This window comes from Acinetobacter sp. YH12100, assembly GCF_013419135.1.
GTDB classification, from domain to species: Bacteria; Pseudomonadota; Gammaproteobacteria; order Pseudomonadales; family Moraxellaceae; genus Acinetobacter; species Acinetobacter pseudolwoffii.
Genome location: NZ_VPAQ01000006.1, coordinates 100255 through 117546, shown reverse-complemented (window position 1 = coordinate 117546; position 17292 = coordinate 100255). Strand labels below are relative to the sequence as shown.

At 44.4% G+C, this 17292-nt stretch carries 16 protein-coding genes; 12 read left to right on the top strand and 4 right to left on the bottom strand.

Annotated features, from left to right (window positions below):
• The first annotated feature begins 24 nt into the window (after nucleotides 1–24).
• The 3 genes from FTU40_RS06150 to dnaX all read left to right on the top strand — a co-directional run bounded on the left by FTU40_RS06150 (nucleotide 25) and on the right by dnaX (nucleotide 4051).
• Nucleotides 25–1278, top strand: coding sequence for a serine hydrolase domain-containing protein (locus tag FTU40_RS06150; RefSeq protein ID WP_373686047.1), 1254 nt, complete (start codon nucleotides 25–27; stop codon nucleotides 1276–1278).
• 78 nt (nucleotides 1279–1356) lie between these two features.
• On the top strand, nucleotides 1357–1800 hold the full coding sequence (locus FTU40_RS06145; protein ID WP_034608473.1) for a copper resistance protein NlpE N-terminal domain-containing protein: 444 nt from the start codon (nucleotides 1357–1359) through the stop codon (nucleotides 1798–1800).
• A gap of 133 nt (nucleotides 1801–1933) precedes the next feature.
• Nucleotides 1934–4051 (top strand): DNA polymerase III subunit gamma/tau, encoded by a 2118-nt coding sequence (gene dnaX / locus FTU40_RS06140; protein ID WP_180040165.1) that lies wholly within the window; start codon nucleotides 1934–1936, stop codon nucleotides 4049–4051.
• 8 nt (nucleotides 4052–4059) lie between these two features.
• On the opposite strand, the gene FTU40_RS06135 is transcribed toward dnaX, so the two are convergent.
• Both FTU40_RS06135 and FTU40_RS06130 read right to left on the bottom strand, forming a co-directional pair.
• On the bottom strand, nucleotides 4060–4494 hold the full coding sequence (locus tag FTU40_RS06135; RefSeq protein WP_100329603.1) for a thioesterase family protein: 435 nt from the start codon (nucleotides 4492–4494) through the stop codon (nucleotides 4060–4062).
• A gap of 44 nt (nucleotides 4495–4538) precedes the next feature.
• The gene (locus FTU40_RS06130) at nucleotides 4539–5699 is read right to left on the bottom strand and encodes an iron-containing alcohol dehydrogenase (protein ID WP_005170476.1); all 1161 of its coding nucleotides are present in this window, start codon (nucleotides 5697–5699) and stop codon (nucleotides 4539–4541) included.
• Between the two features lie 120 nt (nucleotides 5700–5819).
• Here FTU40_RS06130 and FTU40_RS06125 point away from each other — a divergent pair, with 120 nt between their 5' ends.
• Genes FTU40_RS06125 through FTU40_RS06110 form a run of 4 tightly spaced genes read left to right on the top strand, consistent with a single transcriptional unit; the run spans nucleotide 5820 to nucleotide 9554 of the window.
• The gene (locus tag FTU40_RS06125; protein ID WP_005170478.1) at nucleotides 5820–6326 is read left to right on the top strand and encodes a low molecular weight protein-tyrosine-phosphatase; all 507 of its coding nucleotides are present in this window, start codon (nucleotides 5820–5822) and stop codon (nucleotides 6324–6326) included.
• 3 nt (nucleotides 6327–6329) lie between these two features.
• On the top strand, nucleotides 6330–7370 hold the full coding sequence (gene murB / locus FTU40_RS06120; protein ID WP_005170480.1) for a UDP-N-acetylmuramate dehydrogenase: 1041 nt from the start codon (nucleotides 6330–6332) through the stop codon (nucleotides 7368–7370).
• A gap of 1 nt (nucleotide 7371) precedes the next feature.
• Entirely contained in the window at nucleotides 7372–8511 is a 1140-nt protein-coding gene (locus FTU40_RS06115; protein WP_100535329.1) for a YdcF family protein, read from the top strand.
• On the top strand, nucleotides 8511–9554 hold the full coding sequence (locus FTU40_RS06110) for an alpha/beta hydrolase (RefSeq protein WP_005097254.1): 1044 nt from the start codon (nucleotides 8511–8513) through the stop codon (nucleotides 9552–9554). The genes FTU40_RS06115 and FTU40_RS06110 overlap by 1 nt, the downstream gene beginning before the upstream one ends.
• A gap of 63 nt (nucleotides 9555–9617) precedes the next feature.
• Here the strand turns inward: FTU40_RS06110 and FTU40_RS06105 are convergent, their stop codons facing one another.
• Nucleotides 9618–11288 carry an FMN-binding glutamate synthase family protein gene (locus FTU40_RS06105; RefSeq protein ID WP_005097253.1) on the bottom strand — a complete coding sequence of 557 codons (1671 nt, stop codon included), beginning with the start codon at nucleotides 11286–11288 and terminating at the stop codon, nucleotides 9618–9620.
• Between the two features lie 497 nt (nucleotides 11289–11785).
• Nucleotides 11786–12793: a YafY family protein gene (locus FTU40_RS06100; RefSeq protein ID WP_005097252.1), complete on the bottom strand. Its 1008-nt coding sequence runs from the start codon at nucleotides 12791–12793 to the stop codon at nucleotides 11786–11788.
• A 238-nt stretch (nucleotides 12794–13031) separates the two neighbouring features.
• Here FTU40_RS06100 and FTU40_RS06095 point away from each other — a divergent pair, with 238 nt between their 5' ends.
• The 5 genes from FTU40_RS06095 to FTU40_RS06075 all read left to right on the top strand — a co-directional run bounded on the left by FTU40_RS06095 (nucleotide 13032) and on the right by FTU40_RS06075 (nucleotide 17250).
• A complete protein-coding gene (locus FTU40_RS06095; RefSeq protein WP_180040163.1) occupies nucleotides 13032–14591 on the top strand; it encodes a circularly permuted type 2 ATP-grasp protein in 1560 nt (519 codons plus the stop codon).
• Between the two features lie 22 nt (nucleotides 14592–14613).
• On the top strand, nucleotides 14614–15216 hold the full coding sequence (locus tag FTU40_RS06090; RefSeq protein WP_005097250.1) for an alpha-E domain-containing protein: 603 nt from the start codon (nucleotides 14614–14616) through the stop codon (nucleotides 15214–15216).
• Nucleotides 15213–15992 (top strand): transglutaminase family protein, encoded by a 780-nt coding sequence (locus tag FTU40_RS06085; protein WP_100355354.1) that lies wholly within the window; start codon nucleotides 15213–15215, stop codon nucleotides 15990–15992. The genes FTU40_RS06090 and FTU40_RS06085 overlap by 4 nt, the downstream gene beginning before the upstream one ends.
• A 13-nt stretch (nucleotides 15993–16005) precedes the next feature.
• Nucleotides 16006–16740 (top strand): proteasome-type protease, encoded by a 735-nt coding sequence (locus FTU40_RS06080; protein ID WP_005097248.1) that lies wholly within the window; start codon nucleotides 16006–16008, stop codon nucleotides 16738–16740.
• Nucleotides 16741–16818: 78 nt separating this feature from the next.
• Nucleotides 16819–17250 carry a BLUF domain-containing protein gene (locus tag FTU40_RS06075; protein WP_005097246.1) on the top strand — a complete coding sequence of 144 codons (432 nt, stop codon included), beginning with the start codon at nucleotides 16819–16821 and terminating at the stop codon, nucleotides 17248–17250.
• The last annotated feature ends 42 nt before the right edge of the window (nucleotides 17251–17292 follow it).

Here is a 17292-nt window from a genome sequence, read left to right as displayed (position 1 = left end):
AATCAATATTCTATGGATAGAATGATGCAGCCACTCAAAGATTATTTATTTGCGGATACAGCCCATTACCAAGGAACGGTAAATGAAAATTTCCGTGACCTTGCCCGTCAGTTTAGTCGCCTACAGCATGCTCGCACAGAGCAGGGTGGTGCGGCACTTGTTGTCTATTTTCAGGGACAAAAAGTCGTCGATATTTATACCGGGAAAAAATCGGAATCTGAGGCTTGGCAAACCGATACCATGTCGCTGTGTTATTCGACGGGCAAAGGTGTGCTGGCGACACTGGCACATATTCTGGCCAGTCAGGGCCTGGTTGATTATGACCAGCCTGTTGCAGAATATTGGCCTGAATTTGCGCAAAACGGTAAAGAAAATATTACTCTGGCGCATATGCTGAGTCATCAAAGCGGATTGTTTGATATCCGTAATATCATTGCCGACGCCACTGAAATGGCCGACTGGCCGCAGATGCTAGACCGAATTGCCGCGGCTGAACCACGTTTTCAAGTTGCAACAGATGCGGCCTATCAACCGCTGACCTTTGGCTGGCAGGTCGGTGGTGCATTAGAAAAAGCGACAGCTAAAACTTTAACTGAACTGATGCAGGCATATCTGGTTCAGCCTTTGATGTTGAATGGTGCTTATTTCAGTGTGCCGACCAATGAATTAGCTCGGGTAGCACTGCCGATTTTTAAAGCTAAAGCAGCCAAGTCTCAATCGCAGCCTGCGAAAAAAACAGGATCAAGAAAACCGAATCTGATGGAGCGGGCTTTGATTTGGAGTGGACAAGATCCGCAGGATTTTCAGGATGCGATGATTCCCAAAGGAATAAGGAATTTCAGTTTCTTTAGTGAGCAAGGCCTGCAAGCAATCATTCCATCCGCCAATGGAGTATTTACCGCAGAGAGTCTGGCAAAAATTTATGCCATGCTGGCCAACCGCGGCGAATGGCAAGGACAGCAATTGATCTCGCCTGAAGTTTTTCAGCGTCTCAGTCAGATTCAATGCAAAAAACGCGATCGAGTCATGCCTTTGCCGATGCACTGGCGATTGGGTTATCATCGGGTGCTTACTTTAGGTAAAGCTTCGCAAGGTTTTGGTCATATGGGCTTTAATGGTTCGGGAGCCTGGTGTGACCCTGAGCGCAATTTAAGTTTTGCCTATACCCATAATTTCCCGACAGGTTCATTGACCGGAGATTATCGTCTGTGGGGTTTGACACAGGAAACCTTACGCTGTGCTGATGCCGTCCTGACTGGACGTAAAGGTTGGCGCTAAATATCCCTGATTGGGGAGTTTAGTAAAGTCCTTAAAATATGTTATTTTGGCGTGACTCCCAGTCTGTGGTATGAAGTGATGAAAAAAGTGCTGATGATTCCTCTGGTCGCAAGCAGTGCCTTGTTTGGCTGCCAGGATCAAAACCAATCGACGGCAAATACTGCTATTGAGGCTAAAGCTCAGATTCCTGCCTGGGTCGGGAATTATCAGGGCACCACACCCTGTATGGGATGTTTTTCAAGTTGTGACGATTGTCCGGGTATGGCTGTTGCTTTGAGCTTGCATGATGATCGGACTTTTACGTTATCACGTGAAAGCTTGAGTGGGCATAACCCGATTGAAACCATTACTGGGCCGATTCGTTTTCAGGATGATACGCAACAAAAGATTGAACTGCTGAATGTCGATACCCGCAATCTGGTTTATGTGGATCTGAAAAAGCAGGTTCTGGAAATTCGTGAAGATCAAACAGGCAAACGCTACCAGATGCAAAGTGACTTTATCCTGTTTGAATCGGTCTGATTTTAAGAAAATATATGTTTTATATCCCTTTTTCAATGATTTTGATCAAGGGATTTTTATTGTTTATAAACCGGCATTCATTTCACTATTTACTAAAAAAACAGTATGCTTAGACCTGTAAAAAGGAGCATACATGTATCAAGTACTTGCGCGAAAATACCGTCCTCGTAATTTTAATGAATTGGTGGGGCAAAACCATGTTTCACGTGCTTTAACCAGCGCGCTCGAACGTGGCCGTTTGCACCATGCCTATTTGTTTACAGGAACGCGTGGTGTCGGAAAAACCACGATTGCACGTATTTTGGCGAAGTGCTTGAACTGTGAGACCGGTATCACCTCGACACCGTGTGAAGTCTGTGCGACTTGTAGCGCCGTCAACGAAGGACGCTTTATCGATTTGATCGAAATCGATGCGGCCTCACGCACCAAGGTTGAAGATACTCGCGAGCTGCTCGACAATGTGCCTTATGCACCGACTCAAGGTCGTTTTAAAGTTTACCTGATTGATGAAGTGCACATGCTGTCCACGCATTCTTTCAATGCTTTATTAAAGACTCTGGAAGAGCCACCTGCGCACGTCAAGTTCCTGTTTGCTACGACCGACCCACAAAAGCTGCCAATTACAGTAATTTCACGCTGTTTGCAGTTTACTTTGCGCCCATTGGCTGTTGATGAAATTACCGAGCATCTGGCCCAGATTTTAGGCCAAGAAAGTATTCAGTCGGATCAGGATGCCATCTGGCAAATTGCCGAATCTGCTCAAGGTTCTTTGCGTGATGCCTTGTCTCTGACCGATCAGGCGATTGCCTATGGTCAGGGTGCGATTCAGCATCAGGATGTCAAAGACATGCTGGGCTTGATTGACCGGACCATTATTTATGATCTGATTCTGGCGATTCACCAGAACCAGAAAGCACAGGTCAGTCAGTTGTTGCTGCAATTCCGTCAGCAGGCTTTGGATGTGTCACTGGTTTTAGATCAGTTAATTTCGACTTTGCATGAACTGGCTTTATTACAATATCTGCCTGATTTAAGTCTGAAATATAGTGCTGAAATCAATCAAAAGATCATGCAATTATCCGGTCTGATTTCGGCTCAGGATTTACAACTGTATTATCAAGTTGCTTGTAAGGGACGCGCTGATTTACAGTTGGCTGTGACTCAGGAACAAGGTTTTGAGATGACGGTGCTACGCTTATTGGCATTCCGACCCTTACAGCCAAGCGAGGTTCCAGTCGTTCATGAAGCCGCAACTCAACCAATAGCAGCTTCTCCTACACGTCTACAACAGCCCGTTCAGACACAATTGCAGTCTGAAACAGTCACAGCAAAAACATTTGAAGCGGAACCAGTGTTTGATGATTTCTCTCTGGACGATGAGACGGATGAGGAAGCTTATACGCCATCAATGCCTGAACCATCTTCAGATGATTTTCTCCATGAAGAAAAGTCCACTAATGATCATGCACCTGAGCCTGTTCAACAGGGAGTAATTCAGACAGCGATTGAGGAAGTACAGTCTAGTGATCAGATCGTTTTTGATCCAAATGACGACAAAGGCCTGTTTGGTTTTGATGAAATCGAGAGTAGCGTAGAAGCACCGGCGACAAGCAGCAGCTCGGATGATTTCCTGCTTGAAGAGTTTATTCCTGTAGATGCTGTTACTCATGTCGAAGCAGCACAAGAAATATCTGCTGATGAGGAATTTAGTCTTGCCTCACCGGAATTGGAACTTTCACAGGAAACGATTGCTCAGCCTGTGATTGAAGAAGTCGCTCCGATTCAGATTGCGCTACCGGATGACATTTCCCAAGATTTAAATACGCAGAATCTGATGCCACAGGATATTTTAAAAATCCCTGAGCAAATGTTAGAGGGTGAGTGGAGCGTCGAAAAATGGGAATACTGGTTCCGTAACAGCCAGCTTTCTCCAGCAGTGCAGGAACTGGCACAGTATGGTGTCATGAGCGGACAGATTAATGGCCAATCCGTTTTTCATATCCCTGAGCAATACCAGCAACTTTTGACACAACTGCAACATACTCTAGAAGCTGCTTTACAACAGCAGTGGCCGCAAACTCATTTCCAGGTGAAATTTGAAAGTGTGGACCAGCTAACACCCTATACCATGCAGCATCAGCGGAAGGCTCGTGCCTTTAAACGCGCTGAAGAGCTGTTACAGGCTGAACCTGCGGTACGTGACCTGTTGCAGCAGTTCGATGGTGAATTGCAAAATATTCAGCTGAAATAGACTGGATTTTAAGGCACAACAAATCGAGATAAGGCATCCCGCATTGCGGCTGAAATCGGGGTGCTTTTTCGTGTCTCACGATCGACAAATACATGAACAAAATTACCCTGAGCTGCAGCTGTATCCGAATTGCGTTTAAAAATGGCCAGATCGTAGCTCAGTGATGAATTTCCCATGCTTTCAATGGCCACGCCCACTTCAATAATTTCCGGATAAGACAGTTCCTGATTAAACTGGCAGTTGGAGCTGACCACCAGCCCAATCATCGGAGAGTATTTCGGATCAAAGGCCGCTTCCTGAATCAGCAGGGCATTGGCTGCGGTGTCAAAATAACTGTAATAAGTCACATTGTTGACGTGGCCATACAGGTCATTGTCTGCCCAGCGGGTCTGAATGGGCAAGAAAAAGGCATAGTGTTCGCGTTGTTTGATCGTGGCTTTCATCAGGATTCGCTCTCAGCTAGACAAGGCTTAGTGTGGAAATAGATTTAGGCATAAATCGCCTGGTAAATCTGGTAAGCGTCATCCAACTTGAGTTCGCGTGGATTGTTCTGCAACAGCCGGCTTTGTTGCATGGCATCTTCTGCCATAACCATCAACATCTGTTCTGGTACATTTAACTGCTTTAATTTTAAGGTTAAGCCGCTCTGTATCAGATGATTATTAAAATGATCAATAAACAGATCGGTCAGTCCATCATGACAACCTTTACTGTGGGGATCTAACCAGGTCATCAATTCGGCATAGAGCTGTTTGGCTACAGGTGCATTAAATTTTAAGACTTCGGTCAGCACCAAAGCATTGCTATGTCCATGCGACAGATGAAAATGCCCACCGAGTGGATAAGCCAGCGCATGCACGGCGGCAACCGGTGCGTTGGCAAAGGCTTGTCCGGCCAGCATGGAACCGACCAGCATATTTTGACGGGCATCTAGATCATGACCATCTTGCAGAACACGTTGCAAATTGGCATTCAATAATCTTAAAGCCTGTTTGGCCAGCATATCCGAATAAGGATTTTTCTTGTGTTTTGAGGTATAGGCTTCAATGGCATGTACCATGGCATCGATTCCGGTGGCAGCGGTAATCTGTGCCGGCAAATTCCGAGTGAAAGTCGCATCCAGAATAGCAATATCGGCATAGAGAATAGGCGCGACAATGCCGCTTTTGGTGGTTTCACCTGTAGTAACAATCGAAATTGGTGTGACTTCGGAGCCCGTTCCGGCTGTGGTGGGAACCAGAATTAGAGCTAAACGTGGCCCGGTGGCATTATCGACGCCATACAGATCGGAAAGCGTCTGATGCTGCTCAGGATGCGCCAAAATCGCAATCAGCTTGGCCACATCCATAGAGCTGCCACCACCAAAGCCTAGCACCACATCAATCTTTTCCTGCTTTGCAAAAGCTGCTGCTTCAAGCACTACGTTATCGGGCGGGTCAGCCTGAACATCTGAGTAAATCACATAATCCAGACCGGCAGATTCAATAATATCCAGAATCGGCAGATGTAATTGCTGCTTCAGCATACCCGGGTCAGTCACCAGTAGAAGACGTTGATAACGGCCATTTTTTAGAATTTTAAATAATTCCTGAATCGTGCCTAGTCCGGCAATGATATTGGGGACGGTTTGAAACTGAAAACGATTCATGGCGATATCCTTGATTTTTTTATTGCAAATACGAGATTATTCTATGGTTGTGAGATAGGAATCAGTATATAAATAACTTAACATAAGAATCCTTAAAATAAAGTAGCTCTGAGGTTGTTTATGTCATCCAGAACGCCATACAAGGTGTTATGTGTTTGTTTGGGAAATATTTGCCGCTCTCCCACGGCAGAGGTGGTACTCAGACATTATTGTGATGAACAGCAACTGAATATTGTGGTCGATTCTGCTGGAACCAGTAATTATCATCCGGGCAAGGCCCCAGACCTGCGTAGCCAGCAGCATGCACTGAAACGTGGCTATGATCTGTCAACGCTTCGCGCACGTCAGCTGACCACGCATGATTTTATTGATTATGATCTGATTCTGGCAATGGATCTGGAAAACCTATCTAATATCCAGAATATACAGCGTCTGGCCGAAACTGAGTTCGGTCATTTACGTGCACGCGTTGCATTGATGAGTGAGCATGATCAGGATTATCCACAACAGGCCTTGCCCGATCCTTATTATGGCGAAGCGGATGGTTTTGAACGGGTGCTCGATCAGTGTGAGTCCAGCAGTCAGGCATGGGTTGAAATTTTCAAACAGAATGTACACAAGGTTTAAGCAATGCAGATTCAAACTCAGGTTCAACTTAAACCCTTTAATACCCTAAATTTAGAAGCCATTGCTTCACACTATGCCCATATTCAATCGACCGATGATCTGCTGGCGGCTCTGGATTTTGCTGAACAGCAACAGTTAAATGTGCTGATTCTGTCAGGTGGCAGCAATATGTTGTTGCCTGAACAGATTCACGCACTGGTTTTGCATATCGATATTCAGGGCATTGAGATGCTGGATGGCGATGATCAGTCGCAACGTTTACGCGTGGGCGGCGGGCAGGGCTGGCATGACTTCGTGCTCTGGACTACAGCACAAGGTCTGTATGGTTTACAAAATCTGGCCCTGATTCCTGGGCGTGTTGGTGCATCGCCGGTACAGAATATTGGCGCCTATGGCGTCGAAGTTGGCGAGTTTATCGATTCGGTTGCAGTCTATGATCGTCAGCTCAAACAGTTTGGCTCGATTAGCGCAGCAGATTGCCAGTTTGCCTATCGACATAGTATTTTTAAAGATGAGCCAAACCGTTATGTGATTACCCATGTGACTTTTAAATTACTGAAACAGCCAGATTTGAAACTGAATTACGGTGACTTAAAGACAGCCGTCGGTGATACGCTTACAGCAGAAAACCTGCAACAGCAAGTGATTCAGATCCGTCAAAGCAAATTACCTGATCCGCAAGAATTTCCCAATGTGGGGAGTTTTTTTAAAAATCCGCTGGTAGATCAGCCGGTCTTTGACCAGATTGCGGCATCTTTCCCGAATTTACCCCATTACCAGCAAGCCAATACTCAAGTTAAACTGGCAGCGGGCTGGCTGATTGATCAGGCTGGCTGGAAGGGCAAACAGTTGGGGTCTGTCGGCATGTTTCATAAACAGGCGCTGGTCTTGGTGAATTATGGTCAGGCCTCTCTTACCGATGTGCGTAAAACTTATCGTGCAGTACAGCAGTCGGTCTGGGAAAAATTCAAGCTGCTGCTGGAACCAGAACCTGTATTGTTTGACCAAAATGGATTGATCCGTTCTCATCAGGATGAAAAATGATATGAATAAAACCCATTGGATGGTACGTTTGCTACAAGTGGTCACTGGACTGTTTGTACTATTCGGCTGTCTACTGGTGTTGGTTTATACCCCTTTTTACTCGCAAATGATCGTCAAGGGCTTAAACCAGTTTGTATCTTTAGAACTTAATGAAGTAGCAGCGCAAAGCCAGAAAATGGCAGCATTGAGCGAGCATGAAAATCTGGAACCTGGCTCCGATTTATGGATTGCCCGTCAGGCATATTTAAAGGTCATGGAAAAGGATATCCAACAAAACAATTCTGCCAACCTGATTCTGATTCAGGCACGTTATAAAGCGCTGCAACAGGTCATTGAAGAACATCAGCGTGAGCAGCAAAGTCAAAAGGCAGAGCAAAGTCCGCCTGCTCAAGTTCCATTATTATATTCACAAGTACCGACAGAGCCGGTTGATCCGACTGCAAATGTTCGGAAGTTGCTGGACTGGGACAGCAATGAAAACAAAGAACGTATTGAACAATATATTGAGTTCCTGAGTACGCATCCTATAGAACAAGAAGAGGCTAGCTCGGTACAAGAAACCGCTGAAGAGGAAATTCAGCAGGACCTGGCTTTACTACAAGATCAGCAACAAGTGAAACCGGCGAATAGCTCCCAGCCTTATGCCATTGTGGTGTTGGGTGGCGGTTTAACGCTAGATGAGAAAGGTGAAGAGATTGTGGTCAATCACTATACGCGTTTACGTCTGGAAACCACGCTGGCGGTAGAAAAACATTATCAGTTACCGATTGTGCTGAGTGGTGTAGAAGCGCCGTATATGCAGCGCTGGTTGAAAAACCACGATGTTGATGCCAAATTGCTGGAAGATCGCAGCATGAATACCTGTGAAAATACCCGTTTCAGTTCATTATTATTACAAAAGAAAGGTGGAGCACCGACTGTGATTCTGATTACGGATCGTTATCATATGCCACGGACCCGCCGTTTATTTGCTTTAAATGGCATACAAACCATTCCGGTAGAGGCACCGATGCCGAAGCCTTTGACACGATGGCGTCCAAGTGCGCAAAATTATGATCATAGTCGTCGTGCCAATTATGAAATGTTGGCGACCATGCGCGATATGTGGTTTGGATCTAGTGACTGTCGGGAGGTGCCATAATGTCTGATATCCCATTTTTAAATCCCACGATCCTGAAGCAACTTGATTTACCCATCCCAAGCCGGGATATAACGCCACAACTCTTGCCGCCGTTAAACCTGAATCGTAGTGATGAGCCGCCAATTGATCTGCAATCCTATCGCAAGCTGTATGGCTTTGATTTATTGGACTGCAAACACTGGCAAGGCTATGTACAGATGCCATTGTTTAAATTGCATGTACAGGTATTTGAGCCAAACCTGGAAAATACCCGCTTTGACAAGATTCAGGGCACTGCTTTCTTGCTGCATGGTTATCTGGAACATAGCGGGATTTATCAGCCGATTGTCAAAGAGCTGCTGGAGCAAGGTTTTAGTGTATTGACCTATGATCTGCCCGGACATGGTCTGAGTGATGGTTCACCTGCCAGCATTCAGAATTTTGATCATTATCAGCAGGTTTTGCATGCCGTACATCGCTATGTACAACATGCCGCGCAATTGCCCAAACCTTGGGTGGGAATTGGACAGAGTACCGGTGGTGCAATCTGGATGCATCACTTACTCGAATTTGCACAGCGCCGCGAAAATCCTTTTGTAGAACGGGTTTTGCTGTTATCGCCGCTGATTCGTCCTGCGAAAACAGCCTGGTGGCATAACTCGGTCGGGCTGGGCATTATTAGCCGGATCAAGCGTGAAGTTCCCCGGCATTTCAGACGCAATAACCATAATCCGGAGTTTCTGCGTTTTATCCGGCTTAAAGATCCGTTACAGCCGCGGATGATGGGTATGGACTGGATTCTGGCGATGTCGCGCTGGATGCTGGAAATGGAAGCGCGTCCGGCCTGTCGTATTCCGGTCTGGCTGGCACAGGGTGCACAGGATCAGACCGTAGACTGGCGCTATAATATCGAATTTATCCGACGTAAATTCCGTCTCCAGACCTTACTGATGCTGGAAGAAGGTTCGCATCAACTGATCAATGAACGCGCGGATATTCGTGCTGCATTGACCGGCTTGATTCCTGCCTTTCTACATGCACAGGGCAGTAAAACCTATTATTGATCTACAATTCAATGTGAAAAAAGGCGTTTGATTAAACGCCTTTTCTAATTTAACTGTATTGAGTTAAAATTTATCCAGTTTAGCCAGGTTCCACATCCGGAAGTAGAAGTTCTCCTCATCCTTATTTTCACAGGATAATAATTCTCCCTCTTTCAACCAAAAATGAATCTGCGCAAAGTTCTTTATTTCGTGATTATTCACACGTTGTGCCAAGTGATGTGCCTTAATCGCCGAAGGGTGTTTCAGGCCTGCAGAAGCAATCAGTTCAGACAAGGCGTGTAAGGTGTTTTTATGATAATGAAATACGCGCTCTGCTTTGGTGGGCACATGTAAGGCCTTTTGACGATCTTTATCCTGTGTGGTGACACCGACAGGACACTGGTTGGTATGACAGCTTTGAGCCTGAATACAGCCGACGGCAAACATAAAACCACGTGCCGAATTCACCCAATCTGCCCCAATCGCGAGCGTGCTGGCAATATCAAATGCACTAATAATTTTACCACTTGCACCAATTTTGATTTTATCTCTTAAACCTGCACCAACAAGGGTATTATGCACAAATAGTAAACCTTCTCTTAGGGGTGCACCGACAAAGTCGATTAACTCAATGGGTGCAGCGCCCGTTCCACCTTCAGAGCCATCGACGACGATGAAATCGGGATAAATCTGGGTGTGCAGCATGGCTTTGACCATACTCATAAACTGCCAGGGCTGCCCCAGACATAGCTTGAATCCGACCGGTTTTCCGTTGGAAAGTTCACGTAATCGTTGGATGAAATTCATCATTTCAATCGGGGTGCTAAAGGCGGGATGACTAGAGGGTGATACGCAATCATGTTCACGGCTGATGCCCCGGATTTGGGCAATTTCTTCCGAGATCTTGCTTTTAGGTAAAATACCGCCATGTCCGGGTTTAGCCCCTTGTGATAACTTGATTTCAATCATTTTTACTTGTGGTAATTTGGCTTGTGCCGCAAAGCGTTCCGGATCAAACTGTCCATCTAAGGTACGGCAGCCAAAATAACCACTGCCAATTTCCCAGACCAGATCGCCCCCATATTCAAGATGATAGGGGCTGATACTGCCTTCACCGGTATCATGGAAAAAATCACCTTTTTGAGCGCCGAGATTCAGCGCACGGATTGCATTGGCACTCATACTGCCAAAGCTCATGGCTGAAATATTTAAAATGGAAGCAGAGAAGGGCTGTGTACATTGCTCATTGCCGATCAGGATACGGAAAGTTTGTGGATCGGCCACCTTACATGGCGTCAAAGAGTGACTGACAAATCTATAATTGTCTTCATAGACATTGAGAATTGAACCGAAAGGTTTATCTGAATTTTCATTTTTCGCCCGCTGGTACACCAGACTACGTTGCATACGGGAAAAGGGCAGTGCATCGCGGTCGGCTTCAATAAAATATTGACGAATCTCCGGACGAAATTCTTCGAAGATAAAGCGGAAATGTCCCATGATGGGGTAGTTTTTCAGAATAGAATGCTTGTTTTGCAGTACATCATACAAACCCAACAGGCTCAGGAGTATACTCAGAATCCACAGGGTATTCACCAAAGTTTGCGGCATAAAATAATAGATATAACGCGGCGAATAACCGATATGGAATGTGGTAAAAATCACTGCAATCAGAATGCAGGCAAACCAGACTGAATGGCGAGAAAAGAAAGTATTGAGCAGCTTGTGCCGTACTAATTGAGCAGGGTTAGCCATTGTAAAATTAAGTCCCTATTTCTACTTCTATAGGGCTTTATGATGTGCAGAGCCAGGTATCTTATGCAAGCATAGAATTGTTATTCAATTTTATAAACTTGCCAAAAATCATACCCAGACAGGCAATCAATCAGTAGCAATTGCAGATAAATTTTGCGGAAAAATTCCTATAGAAAAAATATGCAAAGCACATATATTCTATTTATTTCACAGGCAGAGTGAATGCTTTTATAGTCGATTTATCACCCATACAGGAGTTATAAACCATGACAAAAAAATCCATTCGCTTTAATAATGCCGAACTGGCTTGCTCATGTCTCAGTTCTGTTTAAATATTGAGGTTTCATCCAATCTGCATTTCGGGGTATTAGAGAAAAGCAGGTTGGTACAGCGGTAGACCACCAGAACAATCATAAAAATACAAGCATAATTCTCCAATCCCCAATCTGGGGATTTTTTTATTCTGGAATTATTAAAGCTGAATGAAATCCATTTGGTTAAGGGTTTTCCTCATCCATCTGGCTAACTGCATTGGACACCATACTGGGTTCAATATGTTTAATCTTTTTACCAAAGCTGCGCAGCCACCACACCAGTTGTGAAGTAAAAGGAACCGTTGCACTAATCAGCGACATACCATTGTCCAGTTTTTCAATCTTCTGATCTTTACTGAGCTGACTTTCCTCAAAATAATGTGCATCCGATTCCGACATGCTCAGTTTTAGCATGACATTTTCAGTAGGGTGATTGAAATCCACCCGGAAGCCCAATGCACCAGAATCGATATAGTCATCAATATCAAAATTCACCGGATGCAGGGCACGTGAATTGAGAACTACTGCCGATTTAAAACGGTGCAGGGCAAAGGTCTGAATATCAGATTTGTCATGACGGGTACAGACCAGATAAATGATGGAGCCTTTTTGCACCAAAGCCAGTGGATTGAGGATATAAGTCTTTTCTTCGCTGTTGTGACCGCGGCCCTGATAGACACATTCCAGCTGTTTGTCCTGCAACAAGCCTTCATATACCGCCTGCTGTGCAGTCTTATCCACGAAAGGTGGAATGAGCGGTTGGGTGGCTGGCACAATCCGTACCCGATTAATCCATTGGCGGACATTGTTTTGCGAGGACAGACTGCGGCGTGCCAGATCAAACCAGGGATTCATTTCTTCGATCAGGCTCGGTGGCAGCAAATGTTTTAAATGTTCTTCGACCATCATAAAGGTGACCGCCTGTGAGCTGGTCATATGCGGCAAGCTTTGCAACGGTGCATCTGAGCGCCAACGCCAGCCTTGTGGTGTGGTCTTGCTGCTTTCGATTGGAAAGCGCTGCGCAATCTGGTTCAGGTCACGCTGAATGGTACGCAGGCTGATATCAATTCCTTCGCGATTCAGGATTTCCTGTAATTCACGTGTTCCCATCCATTTGCCGGTAGAAAGACGCGACAAGATTTGCCATTGGCGATACAGGCTGTTCGAGGTTTCTTTTTCTTGTGCTGACATAGTGTATTTTACTGGCAATAAAAGACGGGATTTGAACTTAGATTAACACAATAAGAAAACTCACATTTTTTCGCAAGTCCTTAAACGCAACAATTGTCCTACAAACTAAAAATAACTTGGCAAGAAATAGCATTGAGTTTAAATGGTAGTTCCTAGATTAATGATAGGCGGAATATAGATGTGCTGGCATAGATATTGCTTTGATTAAATTAAAATAGATGATAATACGAGGGTTTGTATGCTTAAAGGAAATCAGGATACAAATGTGATTGAAACGATTGATAAATTTACTTCTCCGAATCTTGGGAAAAATTTTATAGAGGCTAAAACAGCAACGGTATCGACTACAGCAAATCCACAACTTTTATTTCAACAGTTGTCTTCAAAATTCTTTAATGAAATGCAGGATGAGCAAGTCATGTCCAGTCAGGCAAGTCAAAGACTGGAAGAATGGTTATCCCAACACACGCTGGATGAATTGAATGCTCTGAATCAGGTGGCAAAAGAACATTTTTTACATCATGGCATTAGCTTTACGGTTTACGAAGATAAAGAGGGGGTAGAGCGAAGCATTCCTTTCGATATCATTCCACGAGTGATTGACCGCAAACAGTGGAATATGGTGGCTCTGGGGTCGGCACAACGCGTGCGCGCACTGAATCTGTTTTTACATGACATTTATCATCAACAGGATATTTTAAAAGCCAATATCATTCCTGAACTCCAGATTTTGACGCATGAGGCTTATCAGCCGCATATGTATCAACATAGCCTGAAAGGCAGGATTTATAGCCAGATTAGTGGCATTGATGTAATACGTGATTCCAAGGGCAAATTTTATGTCTTGGAGGACAATCTTAGAACGCCATCGGGTGTCTCTTATATGCTGGAATGCCGTAAGATTAGCCAAAAGCTGATGCCGAAAATATTTGAACAGTCCAAGATTGCTGGAATTGAGCAATACCCCCAGCTTTTAAAAGAAATCCTGATCGAAAATGCCCATGTCGACAAACCCTTTGTCGTAGTGCTGACGCCAGGGCGTTTTAATAGTGCTTACTATGAGCACGCCTTTCTCGCAAGAGAAATGAATGTACCGTTGGTAACATCACGTGATCTTTTTGTTGATGACTCGAAGGTTTATGTAAAAACTATACGTGGTCGCCAAAGAGTCGATGTTATTTATAGACGGGTCGATGATGCTTATCTCGATCCATTATGCTTTAAACCGGAGAGTACCCTGGGTGTACCTGGCTTAATGTCAGCTTATTTACAAAATAATGTCCTGATTGCCAACGCACCGGGTACAGGTGTCGCAGATGACAAATCGATTTATCCATATGTCGATAAAATGATTCATTTTTATTTGGGTGAACAGCCAATACTAAAAAATGTTCCGACGTATCAATGTCGTAATCAGCAAGATTTAAGCTATGTGTTGGCCCATCTGGACCAGCTGGTGGTAAAAGAAGCTCAGGGTTCGGGTGGTTATGGCATGCTGATTGGGCCACAGGCTTCGAAACAGCAAATTGAATTTTTCAGGGAGAAAATTTTAGCTGCGCCGCATTTGTATATTGCGCAGCCAACTTTGGACTTATCGGTTAGTCCGACTTTGACCAATTTTGGTATTGCTGAACGTCATATTGACTTGCGCCCATTTGTCTTAAGCTCGCCTTACCGTACTGAAATTGTGCAGGGTGGCTTGACACGTGTAGCGATGCAGCCCGGTTCACTGGTGGTGAATTCATCACAGGGTGGCGGTATTAAAGATACCTGGGTAGTCGACAATTTACATTCATAATATTCCAAAGAAGGAAAATGTCATGGTTTTGCTGAATAGCAATGCACAACATATTTTTTGGTTAGGGCGTTATTTATCTCGCACTCATTTTTTATGTGCGCGCTTTCCATTTTTAGAAGACGAAGCAGCTGTGGCCTATGCACATGCTTTTTGTTTACCCGCTTTTGATGCCAGTTCCTTAAATGAATTGGTACTAGATTCAACTCAGACCGCATCTTTTAGCCAGCAGTTTAAAGTGGCTAAAGATAATATTCAGGAACTACGCGGAGTATTGTCTGCATCAGGCTATGCAGAACTAATGAAACTGATCAAAACTGCAGACAAAAATGCTGGTTATATTTGTGAAGTGGTGACTGAATGTGAAGATATTCTGGAAGCTGAATCTGCCGATATTTTTCTGTTCTTTAGCCTGGGACAATGTGTCGAACAGCTCGATCATCAGTTACGACTTGGTGAAGAAACCAGTACGACACTGTGCAAGATCGATGATGTAGTCAGAATTCTAGTGGAAATGGGCTGGGGTGACCTGGAGCAATACTGGGAACAGTTGCGTACAGAACCGAACCGGATTCAGTTCTATCAGTTTAGCGACCATATCCATCAACTGTTTGAGGCAGATGTATGAAATTGATGGTGAATCACCAAACGCATTATATGTATACAGCTGAGGTGAGGAACAGTATTCAGTACATCAAAATGATGCCTTCGAGCAATGCGCATCAACGGGTGCATTCCTGGGATATTAGTGTACCGGGGAATAAAGAAATCCGAAAAGATGCCTTTCATAATCTGTGGATGACCTGTAACCAGCGTGAACCTTATTATTCCTTAACGATCATGGCGCAAGGGATTGTCGAGCTGAATCCCGCGCATCAGACTGGACTGAATGATTCAATCAATCCCAATATTTTTTTACAGCCGACCGAATCAACGCAATGTAATGCAGCAATGAAAAATTTTGCACAAGCTCATGTCCCTGCATTAAGCCGTCAACATCTGATTGAACTGGCACAGGCCTTGCTGGAACATGTCCCTTATATTTCCAATAGCACCTCAGTGCAAGGCTCTGCCATAGATGCCTTTGAAGCACGTCAGGGGGTCTGTCAGGATCATAGTCATATTTTCATTGCCATGTGTAAATATCTGGGCTTAGCTGCCCGTTATGTTTCTGGCTATTTATATGCACAAAATGCTTCACATCTGGCCAGTCATGCCTGGGCAGAGGTGTTTGTAGAGCAGACATGGTATTGTTTTGATGTGAGTAATCTGCTGTTTAGTCCAAGCTCGCATATTTATGTGGCCATTGGGCGGGATTATTGGGATGTAGCACCGGTACGTGGTGTGAGGGAGAAGGGCGGTGTGGAATCCATGCATTCCATTGTTCAGGTACTAGGATGTTAATAAGGACAAAAGAATGACGTATTGTTGTGCGCTACGTTTAGAGCAAGGTATGCTTTTTATTAGTGATACACGGACCAATGCCGGAGTAGATCATATTTCTGTCTTTCGCAAACTGTATACCTTTGGTATTCCTGGGGAGCGTATGATCGTCATACAGGCCTCCGGAAATCTGGCCACAACACAAGCCGTAATTGGGCGTATCAAAAATCAGCTAGAATTGAAGCAGGAACCCAATATACTCAGTCTGCATACCATGTTTGATGTGGCTGAACTGATCGGGAGCACGCTTAAGAGAGTCATCGCCAATGTCACCAGCGACATTTTGGAACAGAGTAATTATTATTGTAATTTACTGGTGGGTGGTCAGCTCAAAGATCAAGAAATGCAGCTCTATCATGTGTATCCGCAAGGAAATTTTATCTGTGCCACGCGGGATACGCCGTATTTCCAGATTGGCGAGAGTAAATATGGCAAGCCGATATTGGATCGCGCCTTGACTTATGATATGCCGCTGGATGAAGCTCTGCGTTGTTCGCTCATTTCATTTGCATCGACCTTACGTTCCAATGTATCGGTCGGTATGCCACTCGATGTGCTGGTGTATAAAAAAGACAGTTTAATGATGCCGAGGGGTAAACGTATTGCCGAAGATGATGAATATTTCACGTCGATCAGCCGGCAATGGTCAGACACCTTGAAAAAAGGACTGGCAGCGCTACCTGTTCCATCGAATGAATATTTTCTGTAAAAGGTATTCTGGTTCAGTTTTTTCGCGTACAGTATGAACTTCTGTGCACCAGCATAATAAAAATAGATAAGTTAGCGCATGTACCAATTTTGTTACGCCAGTAAAAGTACGTCTTCTAAAGTTGATTTGCTTGAAGATCTGACCAATATCCTGAAAGAAGCACGTGATTTTAATCATCGCTATCAAGTCACAGGAGTGCTGTATTTTGCCGATGGTTATTTTTTTCAATGTCTGGAAGGTGAGTGTTTAACCTTAAAAAGTCTGCTGCTCGAGAGACTCAATAAAGATCCTCGCCATCATGATATTAAATTGTTTGAGACCAAGGAAATCGAATATCCGAGTTTCCCCGACTGGTCGATGAAGTATATTTCTAAACGCAGTCAAATCCAGCAATTCTGTCAGGACATGGGATTTAATGACTTTAATCCTTTTGCCTTTCAGCAACATCATGTCGATGCTTTATTAGAGAAATTGAGTTTAGAGCAGGCTGAAGAACAAAAATCAGCTTAAATAAAAAGCCCAACTTCTGTTGGACTTTTTTGGCTCTGAGGA

Excerpts from the sequence above, each read along its gene's own strand:
- FTU40_RS06150 (WP_373686047.1), top strand. The coding sequence starts at position 25 with ATGCAGCCACTCAAAGATTATTTATTTGCGGATACAGCCCATTACCAA.
- FTU40_RS06145 (WP_034608473.1), top strand. The coding sequence starts at position 1,357 with ATGAAAAAAGTGCTGATGATTCCTCTGGTCGCAAGCAGTGCCTTGTTT.
- dnaX (WP_180040165.1), top strand. The coding sequence starts at position 1,934 with ATGTATCAAGTACTTGCGCGAAAATACCGTCCTCGTAATTTTAATGAA.
- FTU40_RS06135 (WP_100329603.1), bottom strand. The coding sequence starts at position 4,494 with ATGAAAGCCACGATCAAACAACGCGAACACTATGCCTTTTTCTTGCCC.
- FTU40_RS06130 (WP_005170476.1), bottom strand. The coding sequence starts at position 5,699 with ATGAATCGTTTTCAGTTTCAAACCGTCCCCAATATCATTGCCGGACTA.
- FTU40_RS06125 (WP_005170478.1), top strand. The coding sequence starts at position 5,820 with ATGTCATCCAGAACGCCATACAAGGTGTTATGTGTTTGTTTGGGAAAT.
- murB (WP_005170480.1), top strand. The coding sequence starts at position 6,330 with ATGCAGATTCAAACTCAGGTTCAACTTAAACCCTTTAATACCCTAAAT.
- FTU40_RS06115 (WP_100535329.1), top strand. The coding sequence starts at position 7,372 with ATGAATAAAACCCATTGGATGGTACGTTTGCTACAAGTGGTCACTGGA.
- FTU40_RS06110 (WP_005097254.1), top strand. The coding sequence starts at position 8,511 with ATGTCTGATATCCCATTTTTAAATCCCACGATCCTGAAGCAACTTGAT.
- FTU40_RS06105 (WP_005097253.1), bottom strand. The coding sequence starts at position 11,288 with ATGGCTAACCCTGCTCAATTAGTACGGCACAAGCTGCTCAATACTTTC.
- FTU40_RS06100 (WP_005097252.1), bottom strand. The coding sequence starts at position 12,793 with ATGTCAGCACAAGAAAAAGAAACCTCGAACAGCCTGTATCGCCAATGG.
- FTU40_RS06095 (WP_180040163.1), top strand. The coding sequence starts at position 13,032 with ATGCTTAAAGGAAATCAGGATACAAATGTGATTGAAACGATTGATAAA.
- FTU40_RS06090 (WP_005097250.1), top strand. The coding sequence starts at position 14,614 with ATGGTTTTGCTGAATAGCAATGCACAACATATTTTTTGGTTAGGGCGT.
- FTU40_RS06085 (WP_100355354.1), top strand. The coding sequence starts at position 15,213 with ATGAAATTGATGGTGAATCACCAAACGCATTATATGTATACAGCTGAG.
- FTU40_RS06080 (WP_005097248.1), top strand. The coding sequence starts at position 16,006 with ATGACGTATTGTTGTGCGCTACGTTTAGAGCAAGGTATGCTTTTTATT.
- FTU40_RS06075 (WP_005097246.1), top strand. The coding sequence starts at position 16,819 with ATGTACCAATTTTGTTACGCCAGTAAAAGTACGTCTTCTAAAGTTGAT.